This window comes from Leptospira wolbachii serovar Codice str. CDC (assembly GCF_000332515.2).
In the GTDB taxonomy this organism is placed as follows: domain Bacteria; phylum Spirochaetota; class Leptospiria; order Leptospirales; family Leptospiraceae; genus Leptospira_A; species Leptospira_A wolbachii.
Map to the genome: position 1 here is coordinate 281,687 of NZ_AOGZ02000001.1, position 17,048 is coordinate 298,734.

General features: G+C 37.2%; 15 protein-coding genes. 5 read left to right on the plus strand and 10 right to left on the minus strand.

Annotated elements, in window-relative coordinates; translation table 11 throughout:
- Window positions 1-45: 45 nt before the first annotated feature.
- Both LEP1GSC195_RS01330 and LEP1GSC195_RS01335 read right to left on the minus strand, forming a co-directional pair.
- Window positions 46-1,248, minus strand: a complete 1,203-nt coding sequence (locus LEP1GSC195_RS01330) for a hypothetical protein (protein WP_015679682.1) — start codon at window positions 1,246-1,248, stop codon at window positions 46-48.
- A gap of 5 nt (window positions 1,249-1,253) precedes the next feature.
- Window positions 1,254-3,845 carry an Ig-like domain-containing protein gene (locus LEP1GSC195_RS01335; protein WP_015679719.1) on the minus strand — a complete coding sequence of 864 codons (2,592 nt, stop codon included), beginning with the start codon at window positions 3,843-3,845 and terminating at the stop codon, window positions 1,254-1,256.
- Window positions 3,846-4,307: 462 nt separating this feature from the next.
- Here LEP1GSC195_RS01335 and LEP1GSC195_RS19670 point away from each other — a divergent pair, with 462 nt between their 5' ends.
- The gene (locus LEP1GSC195_RS19670) at window positions 4,308-4,484 is read left to right on the plus strand and encodes a hypothetical protein (protein WP_015679666.1); all 177 of its coding nucleotides are present in this window, start codon (window positions 4,308-4,310) and stop codon (window positions 4,482-4,484) included.
- A 9-nt stretch (window positions 4,485-4,493) separates the two neighbouring features.
- Here LEP1GSC195_RS19670 and LEP1GSC195_RS01340 read toward each other — a convergent pair whose 3' ends face one another.
- The 5 genes from LEP1GSC195_RS01340 to LEP1GSC195_RS01360 form a co-directional block, all read right to left on the minus strand.
- Complete coding sequence (locus LEP1GSC195_RS01340; protein ID WP_015679621.1) at window positions 4,494-5,123, minus strand: DUF2306 domain-containing protein; 630 nt, start codon at window positions 5,121-5,123, stop codon at window positions 4,494-4,496.
- Between the two features lie 142 nt (window positions 5,124-5,265).
- Window positions 5,266-5,460, minus strand: a complete 195-nt coding sequence (locus tag LEP1GSC195_RS01345) for a hypothetical protein (RefSeq protein ID WP_015679563.1) — start codon at window positions 5,458-5,460, stop codon at window positions 5,266-5,268.
- Window positions 5,461-5,472: 12 nt separating this feature from the next.
- Window positions 5,473-6,930, minus strand: coding sequence for an NAD(P)/FAD-dependent oxidoreductase (locus tag LEP1GSC195_RS01350; RefSeq protein ID WP_015679487.1), 1,458 nt, complete (start codon window positions 6,928-6,930; stop codon window positions 5,473-5,475).
- 248 nt (window positions 6,931-7,178) lie between these two features.
- Window positions 7,179-7,490, minus strand: coding sequence for a hypothetical protein (locus LEP1GSC195_RS01355; protein ID WP_015679715.1), 312 nt, complete (start codon window positions 7,488-7,490; stop codon window positions 7,179-7,181).
- A gap of 59 nt (window positions 7,491-7,549) precedes the next feature.
- The gene (locus tag LEP1GSC195_RS01360; protein ID WP_040506172.1) at window positions 7,550-7,783 is read right to left on the minus strand and encodes a hypothetical protein; all 234 of its coding nucleotides are present in this window, start codon (window positions 7,781-7,783) and stop codon (window positions 7,550-7,552) included.
- A 263-nt stretch (window positions 7,784-8,046) separates the two neighbouring features.
- Between LEP1GSC195_RS01360 and LEP1GSC195_RS01365 the strand changes: the two genes are divergently transcribed.
- The 4 genes from LEP1GSC195_RS01365 to LEP1GSC195_RS01380 all read left to right on the plus strand — a co-directional run bounded on the left by LEP1GSC195_RS01365 (window position 8,047) and on the right by LEP1GSC195_RS01380 (window position 13,769).
- Complete coding sequence (locus LEP1GSC195_RS01365) at window positions 8,047-8,439, plus strand: STAS/SEC14 domain-containing protein (RefSeq protein ID WP_015679711.1); 393 nt, start codon at window positions 8,047-8,049, stop codon at window positions 8,437-8,439.
- 9 nt (window positions 8,440-8,448) lie between these two features.
- Window positions 8,449-9,714, plus strand: a complete 1,266-nt coding sequence (locus LEP1GSC195_RS01370) for a methyl-accepting chemotaxis protein (RefSeq protein WP_015679475.1) — start codon at window positions 8,449-8,451, stop codon at window positions 9,712-9,714.
- 315 nt (window positions 9,715-10,029) lie between these two features.
- Window positions 10,030-12,540 carry an ATP-binding protein gene (locus tag LEP1GSC195_RS01375; protein ID WP_015679565.1) on the plus strand — a complete coding sequence of 837 codons (2,511 nt, stop codon included), beginning with the start codon at window positions 10,030-10,032 and terminating at the stop codon, window positions 12,538-12,540.
- A 29-nt stretch (window positions 12,541-12,569) separates the two neighbouring features.
- Window positions 12,570-13,769 (plus strand): EAL domain-containing protein, encoded by a 1,200-nt coding sequence (locus LEP1GSC195_RS01380; protein WP_015679743.1) that lies wholly within the window; start codon window positions 12,570-12,572, stop codon window positions 13,767-13,769.
- A 142-nt stretch (window positions 13,770-13,911) separates the two neighbouring features.
- Here the strand turns inward: LEP1GSC195_RS01380 and lsa20 are convergent, their stop codons facing one another.
- The 3 genes from lsa20 to LEP1GSC195_RS01395 all read right to left on the minus strand — a co-directional run bounded on the left by lsa20 (window position 13,912) and on the right by LEP1GSC195_RS01395 (window position 16,998).
- On the minus strand, window positions 13,912-14,529 hold the full coding sequence (gene lsa20, locus LEP1GSC195_RS01385) for an LIC11469 family lipoprotein adhesin Lsa20 (protein WP_015679538.1): 618 nt from the start codon (window positions 14,527-14,529) through the stop codon (window positions 13,912-13,914).
- A gap of 7 nt (window positions 14,530-14,536) precedes the next feature.
- A complete protein-coding gene (locus tag LEP1GSC195_RS01390) occupies window positions 14,537-16,006 on the minus strand; it encodes an NADase-type glycan-binding domain-containing protein (protein ID WP_015679644.1) in 1,470 nt (489 codons plus the stop codon).
- A 62-nt stretch (window positions 16,007-16,068) separates the two neighbouring features.
- On the minus strand, window positions 16,069-16,998 hold the full coding sequence (locus tag LEP1GSC195_RS01395; RefSeq protein ID WP_232227603.1) for a thioredoxin domain-containing protein: 930 nt from the start codon (window positions 16,996-16,998) through the stop codon (window positions 16,069-16,071).
- Window positions 16,999-17,048 lie beyond the last annotated feature (50 nt).

Genomic DNA, 17,048 nt, shown 5'->3' on the forward strand with positions numbered 1-17,048 from the left:
ATTAATAATTATTTTGGTTCCAATAAGGAAACTGTTTTCTAATCCTCACTCTTTACTAATTCCAAATTTTGGCAAAAAATAACCGATATGCCTACCAGCGGCCGGATTCGGCTGGTTAGGTCCAGGAGTCGGGAGTGTCCAGGAGTCCAAATACTTTCCGTTTGTTGTTATAAAATCGGCATTTAAATAGTAATTTTGAAACTCATTTTCTTTGTGATCAAATTTGATGAAGTCAATCGGAGAAAACTTAGCAGAGGTTAATCCAGGTTCGGTTTGGTATACAAAGTTGTTCGTTGCATACATATCTAATATCAGAGTCTCTCGATTTCCATCAGGCAGATCTAAAACAATAAGTCCATCCTCACTGTATCGATCCATTGTGTATTCATCGTCTAGGTATTCAAAATCCAAACGATCCGTAAAAGGGGCAGTTAACAGACCCCAAAAGGGATTATTTATAGGGTCAGCTAGTTCTGCCGCTTCTGTTCCCGCATTTCTGTGAATGCGAGGGAAATAGGTAGCATTGTCTTTTAAACTTAAGTAACCAGTCGTAGCGGAAATAAAGTAGTTAATTGAATTCACTTTTTCAATGCTATTATCAAAGGGATATGCATTCAAAACACTTCGCCTTCCGTGTTGCGAATCCGCCTTCCCGGTTTCGGATTCATACCACATTGCATAAGAAATGTATTTATTATGCAGATTTGCTAATTTGGCTTCATCTAACTCACATTTTATGGCGCCAATCTTGAGTCCTATCCGATCATACTTTTTGTCTTTCCAGGCAAAAGGATTTACGTTACCCGATCCGCTGATTCCGTAAAAAGACTTTCCAGAATCCAGGGGATAACTCACTTTCATACGTCCCCCGTTTTGGTTATCAATCCATTCTCCGTCATAAACAACAGCGGAAGCATTGGTAATTCGTTCCTTACCCGGTGTGACAGTTCCTTTTTCCCAGACAAAAATAGAATAAATATTCAATCGGGCTTTTTTACATCCCACCGAATGATTCAATTTTCCATCATTGAGAAATCGAACTGGCAGAGAATTACTCCCGCCAGCCCGAATATTTTTTACTGATGATTGCGAGTTGGTAGACTCTACAATCCGAAAGACTATGTTTTTCTGAGAGAGTAGAAGCAAACCAAAAAACAATTCATCCGAGAGATCATTTTTTTTTGTTTGGCCACAAGAGGCCGCAACAAAAGAAAGTAAGGATACTAGTAAAGTGGCTTTCACTCGCATGAATTTTACTCCACACACTCATCAGAAATCGGATTCAACAATTTTTGATTTGTGCGAATCGTCAAGTTGTCATAGAAAAGAAACTCTTGGTTATCAACATCGAAGAATTTCCCTCTGACAAACCAAGGATCAGAAATCTCCAACTGATAAACTGCATTCGGAGAGTAATCACAGCGCGTAATGTTCAATGGCCCACCGTAATTTGGACAGTAATAACTAGTTGAGGTCATAATTTTCCCATCTTGGACAAGAGCATTCGACCATTGTGAGTCAAATACACCTTTTTTAATATTGGCATTGTATTTGTAGACAGCAGCCTTCCTGTTTAATGAACCTTTGTCGAATTGTAATCGAATGTCTTTATTGGTGTAGGTCATAGCAACATCTGGAACTGTGCAATACACGGGAACGGAGTCAAAGACAGAGATTTGAGCAGGAATTAATATACATAAATATCCATAGGGAATGACGGCCGAGAGATTCAGACAAGTTCGGAAATCAGGATTCTCAATTCTGCGTTCCACTGTTCTCCAGCTACAAATAGCGTTAGTTTGGCGGTCATACTTAAAAAGTTCAGGAATTTTTAAATTGAGTCTTAGATAAGCAGGTGGATTGGAATTTACATTCTCAAAGTCCATCAATCTTGAAAAATTAAGATTCAACTTTGCATTATTCGGACAATTGACAAGATTCACGTTATTGATTTTTGGTAAAGAAGGTGTCAACCTGTCTGCGGTAGTAAAGAAACGAGAAACAGCAGTAGAAACCGATGCAATGCCATCAATGTTGCGAATTCCAGAAGGCACAGTATACTCGTATTCTTTATCACTCAATACTTGATCCGGATTCAAATGGTAAATTGCTTCACCAATCACTGGGTCATAAGAAGTTAAGATAACGTATTGTAATCCTCCATCGGAAAGATTTTCCAAGCGAAGTGGATTGAATTCGAGAGAGTTCCGATCCATAACATCATTAAACTTAATTTTGATATTGATTCCACTGAAGTAAAAAACATCTCTTTCTTGGTCTGGAGACACAGAAGTTACTTGTGGCGGAGTTACATCCGTTGTTCTAAATAGATGGACTTTTCCGGTGGTCATAGCATTTCCGAAGCTATCTTGGATTCCCGGAAGAATCTCTAATTCGTATTCTGTTTTCTCAATGAGTGAATTTGAAGGGATATTTACGTTTACTCGACGATTGGCATCATCGTAAACAACCGAATTAATAGCAACGAGTGTCCCCGATTGTTTGGCTCTTAAAACAAATTTGTTTTGGGTGCTGGATCCATTCAAAGCTTCGCTAAAGTCTACACGAAAGCTGGTGATTGTAGGATCTACTCTTTCGCCTTCAGGAAGGATCAAACGAACAAAAGGTGCTTCCGTGTCTTGTGTGATCAGAAAGTATTGTTTTGATAACACAGCTAAAAAATTTCCTGATGTATCTTTTGCTTCCGCAGAGGAAACCAAAAGGTAAGCGGCATCACTTCGCAATGGTTTTGATGGATTGAAAGAAAAATTTGCTGTTTTTTGATCCGCACTAAGTGAAGAAAAGATAATTTCCGGATCGCCCAATCCAACTAAGCCAAATCCTTTAATCGTAGCTGGATCCATAGGTTCACTAAAATGAATTTTGAATTCTGTGATGTTTGGATTTACATCCTGTCCCTCTGGTTCAATCGAAGTGACTCTAGGTGAAATTGTGTCCACTGTATGGAATGACGTGACCAATCGGTATCCATTTTCTAAGTTTCCAATTTCATCAGTAACACCGTTTACGTACAACGCATAGTTGGCATCAGAGTCGAGAGTGAATTCGTTTTTATAAGTGACAATCTTTCGATCCAAGGATACTGACACAAATTTCAAAGGAGCATAAAGATTCTGATCTCTAGATACAAATCCTGAATGAATGACCGTTAGTTCGTTTACGGGTTCATTGAAAGTAACTGTAAAAAGATTACCTGGTTGTAGAGGGAGGAGGTTTGTATTCGGAGTTCCTGATACTATCTGAGGCCCCACCGTATCATTGTTATTTGTAGGGTCATAGGGAAAAGAATCAATAATATTGGCAGCTCCATCCTGATCAAAATCATCAAAAGGAAAAGAAAGTCGAAGCGGATCCGTTCCAGGAGCATATTCTGCTTTAACAATATTTAAAAATGGAAGGAATGTTCTTGAAAATAAGGAATAAAATCGATTTCGATTGCTGAGTTGATTGATATCGTCCAAATAATTACGAAATTGAACAGCCGCCATACGAATGGAAGCCGAATCAGTGATGATTCTTGCAACAATCATTTCGATGTTTACATGTAAGGCTGCGTAAATAGAAAAATGATTCAACTCGGTGGTGAGTTTTCCTGCAATTGCATCAACACTCGTTTTTTGTTGTTCCCACTCTTTGTTTGCTGGATTGAAATAATAAATTTGAGTGAGTTCGTTTTGGATTTGTGACTGGACGGACTTTGGATCATACTTAGTTGTCAGAGTGACTGGTTTTGCAAAACTAGTGCCTTCTGGTTCTAATACAAGTTTTGAAGCAACGGGAGTCATTCCAGGAACATCTGTTCCCTTCATCTCTTCTACTCGCATAGTAATGACTACGTCTTGAGATAAAGCATCTTTAGGGATATTTAACGAAAAAGCTTGGTTCTCAATTGTACCACCATTTTTACCGATGGTTTTCGAAACAGATCCGTTCCCTGAAAAAAAACAGAGGCCATCAAGAATTGGTTTCTCAACTGCAAAGCATCTTGGGCTTTATTTGACTGGAAAAGACTGAAATTTCCATCTCCGTCCATAAACGCAGCGCAGGATGAAAATACTATGGTTGTCGCGATTAGAGTAAAGCTAACGCATACCCTCTTAAAGAAATGTTCCATTTTCGACTCCGAAGTTTTAGCATATAATTTTTGTAACAGGTGCAATGTGGTTTTGTGGAAAATAAAAAGCAATGCGAAAACGATTTAGAGAATTAAATTTTTATAAAATACCGTTCAAAACGTTTTGAACTAGATTCAAAAACAATTTCAACGTTACAAGAAAACAAGAACATTGGTCAATGAGTTACTACTCATCGATATCTTAGGGAAATCGGAAAAGAGTCTGTCGGATTTTTCGTTTATCGCTTGTTATGTGGCAAAAGAAAATAATAACTTCCTTCGGGTTTTCACACAGGCAAGGTCTACTGCCGATAAGTTTTTTGCCACTCGGGTCAAAGGATTTTATTAGTCCGATCGTTTACTTTCGATCTTTACGAATGATCCATTCTGCAAATAGAAAATTGATGAACCAACCAGCACCCATCATTAAATCTCTGGGAATTCCCGAAGGATCTCCTCCTACCAAAATAAACCAAGGCAAATGGGTAAATACTTGTGTTCCTGCACCCATTCCAATCGCATAACCACGGATCATCCAATGGCTATGTAGGGAGATTTTCTTTTTGAGAACAAAAAAGAAACCTGCAATTATACATAACGTCATCCAGATCCCAACCACTAGACGAATTCCAAATAACCAATCCCCATCAGTCGGAACTCTGGGATATACAAGAGTGAGCCATAAACCAGAAAGTGCAGAGGTAAGTCCCAGACAAACAAGGAACCTTCCCGACATTCGATGCCAAACTATGTGTTTCTTTCGAAACCCCGGAGCAAACTGAAAAGCGCCTAAAATACTAAAGAAAACAACGGCAATGATATGGATGATTACGGGAATTGGATCATTAAAAAATCGTTGGTTTTCCACTGTATAAACATCACCTTTCATTATTTGCAGGAAACGAATGACACCGGCAATGCTTGGGACCAAACTTAAGAAAAGAAGAGAGCCGATAATCCAAAAATCTTTTTTTGTATTTGTTACCATAGGAATCTACAGCTCATTGCATAAAAAAATAAAGATTCGGCAATTAAAAAAGGATATTACTAAACAGTTTTTCTTGAATTTTACAGTTTAGCACCGATAAGGTGATATATGGAAACTTTTTTTATGTCATTTTTCAATACTATCAGCGATGTGATTTAAGAATCATCAGCATCATTCGAATATTAATCCATAAAAATCTTACTAATTGCCAAGGTAAAAAAGTACGAAAAAATTTCGTTTTTGTATTAGGAACTGCGACAAAATCGCCTTGTTGGTAAGAAGAATTTAATTCTTCTTTTTCTAATAATACTAACTCTATTGATTCATTTCTGTTCATACATTACTCCTTTCATTCTGGAATCAACCACCAACCTAGTTTACATTTTGCTTTATACATAAACATATAGTGCAAAACCATCTTAATCCAATGGCCGGCAAGTCCAATCTCGCCAGTAGTATAAGTAAGAGACCTTCCCCATTTCGGATACTGTTTGAAGTCAGGGACAATCGGATAGACTGTCATAGAGACCGCAGTTCCAGAAAAGACACCATTACCCGCAGAAGCGATACAAGCAGCGCCCATTTCCGCCATAGAAGCCCGATGTTTTAGTTCGTTGGTTTTTGTTTTTATTTGGTGTGCAATATTTTGGGCCACAACTTTCCCCATGATGGCAGAAGGCATCCCTGTTCTCGGCGGAGTTGGAGAAATTTGGATTCCTTCACTGTTTTTCATCACTTTAGAAATGGGATGTGGGGGAGCAAAAGCAATTCCTACTCCAAAGAGATTGGAATAAAATGGTGACTGGTAAGTACTTGGCCAATCTTTTGCATCCCATTTTTCATACACTTTCGCTTCATAGTTTGCGTCAACCTTCATCATTCCATTGGCAGCAAACAATGTTGAGGTGATATCCTCCCCATTGTTTGCATAGGCCTTTAAACCCACTCCACTAAAAGGGGGGATTAACATAGAAAAATCATAACTTACAAACCCATTTTCACCATCAAGTGTTGTATAATGGATTTTATCTTTTTCAATTTTTGTTATATGAGCCCGAGTTTTCCATTGAATTCCTCTTTCGGTGAACAAGGATTCTGCGAATATTTTGCTACTTGTGACGTAACCACCTTGTTCTAAATGCATTCCCCCCATCCCAAAGTCACCTAACTCATATTCATTGGAAATCCAAAGAATTTTCGCCTGGTCCCTTACACCTGCTTTTCTCAATTCGTGATCCACATTAAAAAGATATTCAAAGGCGGCACCTTGACAGGTACACATTCCGTGTCCCGTTCCAAATACAAATTTGAACGATTCTCCCCTTTTCATTCTTTGAATTAGAATCTGTAATTTCTCATTTGCTTCTTCTGCGTGTAAATAGGTACAAACAGAAACGGTATTTCCTTCCTCGGGACCAAGGCCAGGTGTTGCAGAGAAATTAAGCTTAGGCCCCGTGGCATTAATACAATAGTCATAAGTGATGCGACCCGTTTTGCCTTTTGATTCTGGGGCCGTAGATTCATATTCGACAAACGCATCTTTAGATCCCTCTTTCCCCTCTGGATATAAAGAAGTAACTTTGGCTTGGATGAATTGAATTCTCATTTTATCGTAAATCGGTTTTAAACCAAAGGTTACTTCCTTTGGGACCATCGCACCAACACCTACCCAAATATTCGATGGAATCCAATTCCAGTTTGCATTCGGAGAAATGACGACCACCTCATGTTTTTTGCCCAAGTATTTTTTTAGTAAAGTCGCCGCTGTATGTCCCGATATCCCCGCACCCAAAATCACTGTTCTCATACTTTTATACCTATACCCCTATATGTATATTGATAAAAATAAAAAGCAACTCAAACTTTGTTAGATTCATAAACTTCTTATTTTTTTACTGAACGTAGTTTAGATAAATTGGGAAAAAATTTGAGCACAAAACCGAAAACGGTAATTTAAAAATAGAATCATTCTAATGATAAACCAACAAACCATTGTTACCAATCAAAATGCGAAACTTGTTATCAATTGGAGTGCTCGATGTATTGGGGAGAAAACTAACGATTGCTAAGAAACGAAATAATTACAAATGTTAAGTAGGCAAAACCGGCTATTTCATAAATCAACCTAGCAGTTTTGGGAATGGACAGACTTCCCGTTTTCGCAAACTGAATCCATATAAAAACGTTTGCAGCAGAAATCAAAATCCAAACAAAAGAATGTCCATACCGAATGAGAAAATATATAAATCCTACTTCATCTTTTGATTCTCCTTCAGGCCAACAAAAATACCATAGAATAGAAAATGACAAGGCTATGAGGAAGCAGATAAAAAATCCTAAATGGATCCAAAAGTTTTTTATTGGCAAATAGATTCCCTCCAAAAACAAAAAAAATAAAAATCTTTATACTTTGAATTGTTTACTTTCTACTCCAACCTACGCTTAACCTCATCCACTATCTCCTCATAGACATTGGAACCTAACTGGTATTCGATTTCAGTTTTACCTTTCCCAAATAAAAATTCTTCAAATGTCCAATCGGAACGATTGGGATCTTTCCCAGAATCAAACCAATCTTTGAATATGACATGGTTCCCCTCTAATAGAACTTCGACTAGGTGGTATGGTTCAGAATTTTGCCAATATCGATTTTCTATCATAATAAAATTGCGACCTTTAACAAAGACTACAATATAAGGAATGGGCTTTCAACTTTTTTCATAGAATTTAACACATATAAATATGCGATCTATTAGCTCTTTACAAATCTCTTTCGGATTTTGTGCACTCATCCAATTCCGATAATCCCATTGATCCATCCATTCAGTAACAAAATAAAAAAATGATAACAATATACTAGAATTACCTTGCAATTTTCGTCTCTAAAAAATATGAATCAGATCAACAAGAAGGATAAAATCGCATGATCATATTTCAATGCCCTACAGCAGTTACAGAATACTTAGAAGATAAAAAGATCGTTGTTCTTACACAAACTGGGAAAAACACTGGGGCAAATTTAAAGGAGAGTCTTGACAAAGGTGTTGAAGCACTCATCAATAACAAAGCAGTTAAGTGGTTGTCCGACAATCGGAATATGGGTACACATACAGCAGAAGATGTAGAATGGTTGAACAACGATTGGACTCCGAGAGCCATCAAAGCCGGCTGGAAAAAGTGGGCACTCATCCAACCACAATCAGCGCTCTCTGCGATGTCGGAAAAAAACCTAGTCGATTTTTTTGCTTCTAATGGTATCGAAGTCAAAATATTCGAAACTCCAGAAGAAGGACACAAATGGTTGGATTCAGTCTAGATTTCATTGATGAAACATAGTAAAACCACTCAATACATAGTTCTATCGATTGTCTTAATTTCAACCCAACTTGGTTCTTTGGTGTATCAATTATTTGGTATTCAGGAATTAAGTTGGATCATGATTGTGATGCAATCGACTGGGCTCTTTCTCTCTCTGATTACAGTATTTTTTGCTTTAATACAGATCAGAAGTTATAAAAGACAATTTTTGATCATCAAAACTACAATCACCAATGCAATTAAGGGGAATTTATACATTGAACCTTCGATTAAATCAAAACTAAAAAAGACAAACGAAGTAGATTCGATTCTTCTTTCTTTATTCGAACTATTACATATTTTTCAAGATATCATTATACTTTTAAAAGATGCAACGAAAGGATTATCCGCATCCGTAGATGATGCAAAACTAGCCGATGATTCTTTTAATTCCAGTTTAATCAGACAAAAAGATTATTCTCAGAATTTAGATTTAACAGTCCGTAAAATGACGGATAATATGACAAACATAGAAAATGCATCTGCGAATAACTATGCAACATTGATCAGTGTTTCCGAAAGTATCAAGGTACTCTCAGAACATATAAATGAGTCAGAAGAGAATAGCAATCTTTCAAAAAAATTGACATTCGGCATTTCCGACAAAATCCAAAAAGGAAATAAGGCCTTGGAAGAGATGGCCAATGTCATTGAAAACATCGCCATCAGTTCAGGCAAAATTGAAGGTATGGTCATCGTAATTAAAGAAATTTCAGAACGTGTTAATTTATTAGCTCTAAACGCTTCAATAGAGGCGGCAAGAGCCGGTGAATATGGAAGTGGATTTGCAGTTGTTGCACAAGAAGTTTCCAAACTGGCTACCCAAACATCCAATAGCATCAAAGAAATTGACAATAACGTAAAACGCAACAAAGAAGAAGTAACCTTAAACCGCCAGAAAATAAATGAAACCAATCAACTATATAAAGAAATCATCAGTGAAGTGAAACAGATTTTTGAAAAGATTGATTTCATTTCAGAATCCGCAACCAACCAAAGTCAAATTAAAGAAAAACTGATATCTGAATCTGAACAACTATCACAGATGTTAGCCGAGATTAAAGAGAATATTGCCGATCAAAACAACTCGCAAAAATTAATATCTGATGTTGCCCAAGCAATGGACTCGAGTGTAAAGGCAACATTTTCCGAAGGGGAAAACTTATCTAAACTATTAGAAAAAATTAAATCTACAACTGACGATATCGGCGGTGTCATTCTATTATTCAAATAAAATTTAAGCTAGAGAATTTCCATTGGATTTATAGATCAAACTACATTTGGTTTATAAATCCAAACCCGAAGAGGAGGAAATTATTTATTTCTCCGAACTTCGTTCTTGAAACAGATTTTAAATTTATTGCATCTACTTAAAAAATAATCAGATATTCTGTATTTTTTTCAACTCTCCCCCGACCTTCGACCACCAAAAAATCATAAAAATTAGTACAACCACCACTTCACAGGAGTTATATTTTATGATTGCTATATTAATATTTCCTGTTTTTCTGATTCTTTACGTTTCTGCCATTACCATGGAATAAGAAAAATGGATAAAGAAATACCGAACTCGAAAGCCCATTCCAAAAACATTACAAAAACGAAAATCGATTTTCAAAGGATTTTTGAGTCTCTTTCTGAGCTTTATATGATCTTGGATTTAGATTTCAATATCATCGATGTAAGCGATGCTTATGCACAAGCAACTCTTATCCAAAGAGAAAATGTAGTTGGACATAATATTTTTGAAATATTCCCCGATAACCCCGATGACGAATTGGCAGATGGTGTTAAACAACTTAGGTTTTCGTTAATGCAAGTGCTTAATTATAAAGTCGCAAGCAGCATGACATTACAAAAATATGATATTCGTAAGCCCGATGGCAGTGGCTTTGAGGTTAGGTATTGGAGTCCTAGAAATTCACCGGTATTAGACAAGGATGGGAACTTACTTTGTATTGTCCATCGAGCAGAGGATGTTACAGAATTTGTTTATCTAAAACAACAAAAATTAGAACAATCCGAAAATACTGAAGAGATGCAGGAACGCATTGCAAAAATGGAATCGGAAGTTTATACACGTGCAAAAGAAGTCATTGAAAAAAATGAAGCTTTATTAATCAGCGAACAAAACCTGTCGATCACCTTGAGTTCGATAGGTGATGCAGTTCTAACTACAGATGAACATGGAATTGTAAACCGGTTAAATCCGATTGCTGAAGAGCTAACTGGATGGACAGAAAAGGAGGCAATGGGTCGAGAAGTAACAGAAATTTTAAAACTAGTTCATACGCAAACGCGTTTACCAAAAGATATTCCAATTTTTGAAGTATTATCGACTGGAAAATCAATAGGAGATAACCAAAATTCACGACTAATACGTCGGGATGGAGGAAGGATAAATATTTCAAACAACTGTACGCCAATTCGAGATAAAGCTGGTCGCATCATCGGATCTATATTAGTCTTTCGTGACATTACAGAAGAATTTGCAGCAAAAGCTTTTTTAGAGAAAGCAAAAGAAAATGCAGAGTTAGCTAACAAGGCAAAAGACTCCTTCCTTGCCACAATGAGCCATGAGATACGCACCCCACTCAGTGGCCTAATTGGTATGTTAGAATTACTTTCCCAGACAGTACTTAGCATAGACCAGAAAAGTATGGTCCAGAATGCATTAGAATCAGGGAATAGTTTACTTCGAATTTTAAGCGATATACTAGATTGGTCAAAAATAGAAGAAGGGAAACTTGACTTATCCCTGCAACCAACATCCATTAGTCGAATTCTCTCAGAAGTTGTTACAACATATTCGCATATTGCTAACTCAAAAGGGTTATCTTTGACATATAATATAGATAAAAATATTTCAAACTCACACCTCATGGATCCATTACGAGTGTCACAAATACTAAACAATTTTGTTAGTAATGGAATTAAGTTTACTACGGTGGGAAATATTATAGTTTCGGCAGAGTTGGTAAAAAATCTCACTCATGCGCAGCAAATACGATTTTCTGTAACTGATACGGGAATAGGACTTAGAAAAGAAGAACAATCAAGACTGTTTCGAAGTTATTCCCAGGCAACCGCAGATACCGCCAGATTATACGGAGGTACAGGTCTTGGTTTAGCCATCTGTCGACGTCTTGCTGATTTGATGGATGGAATCATATCGATTGATAGTATTCCTGGAACTGGTTCAACATTTAGCATTATACTCTCTCTTCCTGTAATTGATCTTGATATGAATGATCTGGACTCATTAACGATGGAAGACAATTCTGTTGAACCCATTGTAGATACAAATTCCTATATCCCCAGAATTCTTGCAGTAGATGATCATTCGGTAAACTTAGAACTACTTGTTAGACAGATAGAGATGCTCGGTCTTCGTGTAGATGGTGCAGAAGATGGAGAAAAAGCGATAAAGTTATGGCTTGAAAACAAATATGATCTCATCATTACCGATTGCCATATGCCAGTTAAAGATGGTTATACACTTACAAAGGAAATCAGGAAAATTGAAATCAATCGTCACCACAACAGAATCCCAATCATTGCCTATACAGCTAATGTTTTAAGCGAAGAGAATGAACATTGTTTGTCCGCTGGGATGGATGAGATTTTAATAAAACCGGCACGACTAGCGATACTTCGACAAACTCTTCTTAAATGGTTACCCAACTTAATAAAAGCAAATCCAAAAGATTCTTTTGAAGTCCCCGTTAACACAGAATCGCCAATCGATGAATCTGAACTAAAAAACCTAATTACAGATAAAATTGGACAGATATCAATTCTAAAAAAATTTAGAACTCACCATAATACAGACTTATCCAAACTCATTCAAGAATTAACAAAAAATAACTTAGATGAAGCTGCACATCTTGTCCACCGCCTAAAGGGTTCTAGTAAAGTTGTCAGTGCAAGAAGTTTAGTGAATGGATACACAAAAATCGAATCACTTATCAAAGAAAATGAGATAGACAATGCATTAAAGGAAATTGCGAAAATGGAAGCAGACGTTTCAAAAATCGAATCTTTCATTGATGACCTATAATCATCATATAGCTTTACGAAGGTGGTATTATGAATACAAATGAATTTACTTTCCTAGTTGTCGAAGATGACGACTTTCAAAGAGAAGTAATTGTAGATATCTTGATGCGATTGGGAGCGCAGAAAGTTACCGAAGCAAGGACTGGTACTGAAGCATTAAAAATATTAAATGAAGCAAACTATAGTCCTATTGATATCATTCTTTGCGATTTGAATATGCCAGAAATGGATGGGATGGAATTTCTTAGACATATTGGTAACTCACACTCCTCTATCGCTACAATAATTATGAGTGCTTTGGATGGAGCTTTGATTGAGTCCGTCAAAAAAATGGCTGGTGCTTACGGAACGTATTTACTTGGCGCTATCGAAAAACCGGTAACACCTGCTCATTTAGAAACATTATTTTCTAAATACAAATCTCAAGATTCAAAGTCAGGTAAAGAATCGCAAAATGGATCAAAATATAACATTGGAGAAATATTGGAAGGTTTAACAGGAGGTGATTTTAATCCCTTCTTCCAGCCAAAATTGGAACTGGCAACAGGTAAATTAATTGGTGCTGAAGCTTTAGCCCGTTGGATTCATCCACAACATGGGATTATTCCACCATACGCATTTATTGATTTGCTAGAAAAGTCTGGTAACATTGACATACTAACATTCATTATGCTGGAGAAGTCAACGAAAGCTTGTAAAGTATTCCATGCGCATGGACATGAAATTTCAATTTCAGTAAATCTTTCTCTCACTTCTCTTGCTGATATAAAACTTGCCGACAAAATCACACAAATTGTAAAAAATTTAGGGGTCGATCCAAAATACGTCACACTTGAAATCACCGAAACTGCTGCCATGACAGAAATGGCACCCGCACTTGAAAATCTCGCAAGACTTCGTATGAAAGGGTTTGGCCTTTCCATTGATGATTATGGAACTGGGTATTCGAGTATGCAACAGATTACTCGCATTGCATTTACGGAATTAAAGATAGATCAATCATTTGTTCGCGAAATGACAACTAGCAATGTTTCAAAAGTGCTTATCAATTCTAGTATCGAATTGGCAGCAAAACTTCAAATGAAATGCACTGCAGAAGGTGTTGAAACTAAAAATGATTGGGAACAATTAAAAAGTATGAATTGTGACTTAGGGCAGGGTTATTTCATCGCAAAACCAATGCATTTTGATGATTTTTTGAAATTCTGTAATCAAAGCATAAATACTTAGGAAAATTCAGAAAAGGTATATTTTTTTAAAGAAATTGACCTCTACCCGAATGACTCACTTGCCTCAATCCAGGGGGAGGGTCCCAGAACGAAGCTGAAGCTATTTTTATTGCAAACTAGTATTAACAGAGGTTATTGTGTATTTAGTCCATTTCACTAGGAAGGGAACTACCTGCACTCTTTTGAAACTGCAACATCCGTTCTCGACTAATTCCAATTAGGTTGTGTTTTAAAGTCAACTGGTCACCTAAAAAATCTGGGGCCAGTCGGATCTCCACCACTCGAAACCAGGTTTCCTTTGGGGGAACAGTAAAGGCATGATTCACACACAAACATTTAAATTTGAATCCAAAGCTATGTTCCACAGGCAGCGCTGAATGGGGTGCTGCAAAAAAATACACCGGTGTATCGGTTGGATTTTTCATCACAAGCAGGAACTGTTTTTTCGAACCAGGTTTGAGGACCAAGTTACTGTCGGAAATCAAATCCCCAAAGGGAGCTTGTTTTCCTTCTTTTACTGATCCTGTGGTCCATAAAGCGAGAGTTTGTGCCCCGCTTGGCTCTCGAATTTCCATCTGTAAAGGAAGTGTTGTGGTTTCCCATTGAATTTGAATCGAAACCTTACTTGCTTTTTTTGGGTTGGAAATGGCAGGTTCCAGATGAGAATGTTCTTTTTTTTCACCTTCTCCTCCGCAGGAGAAGGTAAGAAAAAAAAGGATAGGACATATAACAATGATATAGCGAAAAATCCTTTTTTCCATCAGAGCTTTATTCCAAACTTAATTCTAAAGTAGAGAAGTCTAAATTTTCTGTTTTCTTAGAATTGGTTAAATAAAATTGTTTTCCCCGCATTTGTAAGGTAACAAACTCTTGGAAAATTTTTTCTGTATTGTTGGGGTCTGGATTTTTAACAAGGTTACAATCTCTCCCGCACCCATTACAATCTCCTCCACCGTAGTCTAAAAAGTTAGTAAAGGTTTGTTTGCGAAGGAAACCAAAAATGCGCATATAGACCTTTCCTGGAGAAATCTCTTTAATTTCGTAATTTCCCATTCCGTAAAACCGATGAGAACTTTCTTCATTGGCATCGTAATTAGTTCGAGCAGTGGATCCTTCCAAAAAGAAAGTTCCATCCGAACGGAGTCGAATGGTCCAATCAGAAGAAGTAGGTGGATCTAAGTTCTCTTCCACAGTAACTTCCGTTTCGGCTCCTGCTGGTGAATCAACGATAGTTTCTTCAGCAACTGCCAACACTTCCCTGCCCGTCAAACCACGATTGAGTACCTTACGTAAGGAAGCTTTCGAAAAGGCATCAAAGTTTTTGGCAGCAGTATCTTTTGATTTTGGAAGAGTGTCCATTGCAAACCAGTCCCCATCATCACCAAACCGTAACTCGGATAAGACGATCCCTTTCTCCGTTAACCCAGGATAAATCTCTTCCACTTTCATTGTTAGTTTTTTGCCCTTAAAGGGAGTGGTGAGTTGGATTTCTTGGCTCCCCATGGTATCTTCTAAATTGATTTTTGTCGAATACCCATCATCCCCTGTTAAAAGGAAAGACTTGACTCGACCATTTTTAATGCAGTGGACATCAGAGCGTTGGTATCCATTCCAAATTTTCAAAACCGATATTTTTTTCTTTTCCGCAAAATCGAAGTTAAATGTAACACCGACTCCACCTTTGACCGATGAATATCCATTTTCATATTTGGAATCAAAAAGATTCATAACAGAGTATGTAGGTTCTGGGGAAGCTGTTTCGGAAGCGGAAACCGATCCTCCAATAATCTCTGGCGCATACGTTCTATAGGCTTTTTGTTTTTCATCATAAAACTTAACAGACTTAAGACAGATGTTTTGGTTTCTTTGGAAGTTTAATGTAACAGACCTTGCTTGTACTACTGGATCAAAACTTACTTCCGAATTAGATTTTTGAATGTCTGTACTTGCATAAACTTCATCAAAGTTGACATAGGCAGCAATCCGGTCTTTGAATTGGCCTGAACAGGATTCAATAGAAACCTTACTCAAAGAAAAAGCATTGTCTGCATAAAAATGCAACTTAACAAACTCGGCACCCGGTTCCGCTTTCCACTCTTTCCCATCTAACACGAGAAAGGGGAGACCATTTTCCATCGATGTGGACGTGACCATTGAAAAGTGGAGTTTTTTACCACAATTCATTGTCAAAAGAGAGAATAAGATCAAAATGGGAAGTAAATACGATCTAAGTTTCATAACCTGTCCTTACAAAATGTGGATCAAGGAGAACTCATTGCAGAAAGAAGGCAAGAAATTTTTTAATGACTGGTTGTATCTTTCAAAACTCGCTCCCAGGTCTCCGCATTTAGGGCACCAACAATCCACCTACCATTCACCCAAAATGTAGGTACGGAACTAACTCCAAAAGCTGCAGCTTCTTTCATATCACTCCGCACTTGGGAAATATATTTAGACGAAAGGCCCTTCACCTGGCACTCTCGAAACGGTTCCCATTCGACAATTTGTAAATCATCACCACGCATGATTTTTTTTGAATTAGAATATAACAACTGGATGTGAGTCTGAAAATGTTCAGGATCTTTTTCCCATAAACAACGACCAAGAGCCAAAGGAAGAAGTCCCTCGTCAGAATCTCCATCTAAAGGAAAATCCTTATGTACATAAAAAATCTGTGATTTGTACTTTGCTAAAATATTCTTTGTATGTGGGAAACTATCTCGGCAAAAAGTGCAAAGATAATCACTCCATTCAACAATAAACCATTTGGCTTTCATATAACCAAATTTAGGTGCAAAGCGTAAATCCAATCGTCTCAAAAGATCGGCTCTACTAGTTTCGAAAGTTTTTTCTTTCCATGAAATCCCTGCTTGGTGAAACATTCGGCTCCAAACAATGCGAATACGTATCGATTCTCTTAGACGATCAATAGCATCTGTATCGGAGATCTCTGGAGGGAGGGACTTTCTTTCGCTAGGCCAATATTTTCCAATATCCTTGTCTGTGACCTTGGACCGTTCCCATTCTTTCCACTCAGGAAGGGTCTTACCCTGTAATCGTGCAACTTCATTCAACTTCACCAAATATACGTCAGACGAAAGAGAACGTTTAACGGCATCTTCAGTCGGCAGAGATTCTGGCAAAAATGGATTTTGTTTAGCAGTTTCACCACAAGAAAAAAAGAACAGGATGAAAAGAAGGACAGGCACAATCAAAATTTCTATGAACAAAATCCAAAGGCAAGATTTTTAACTATTCGTATTTAAATTATAGAAATAAA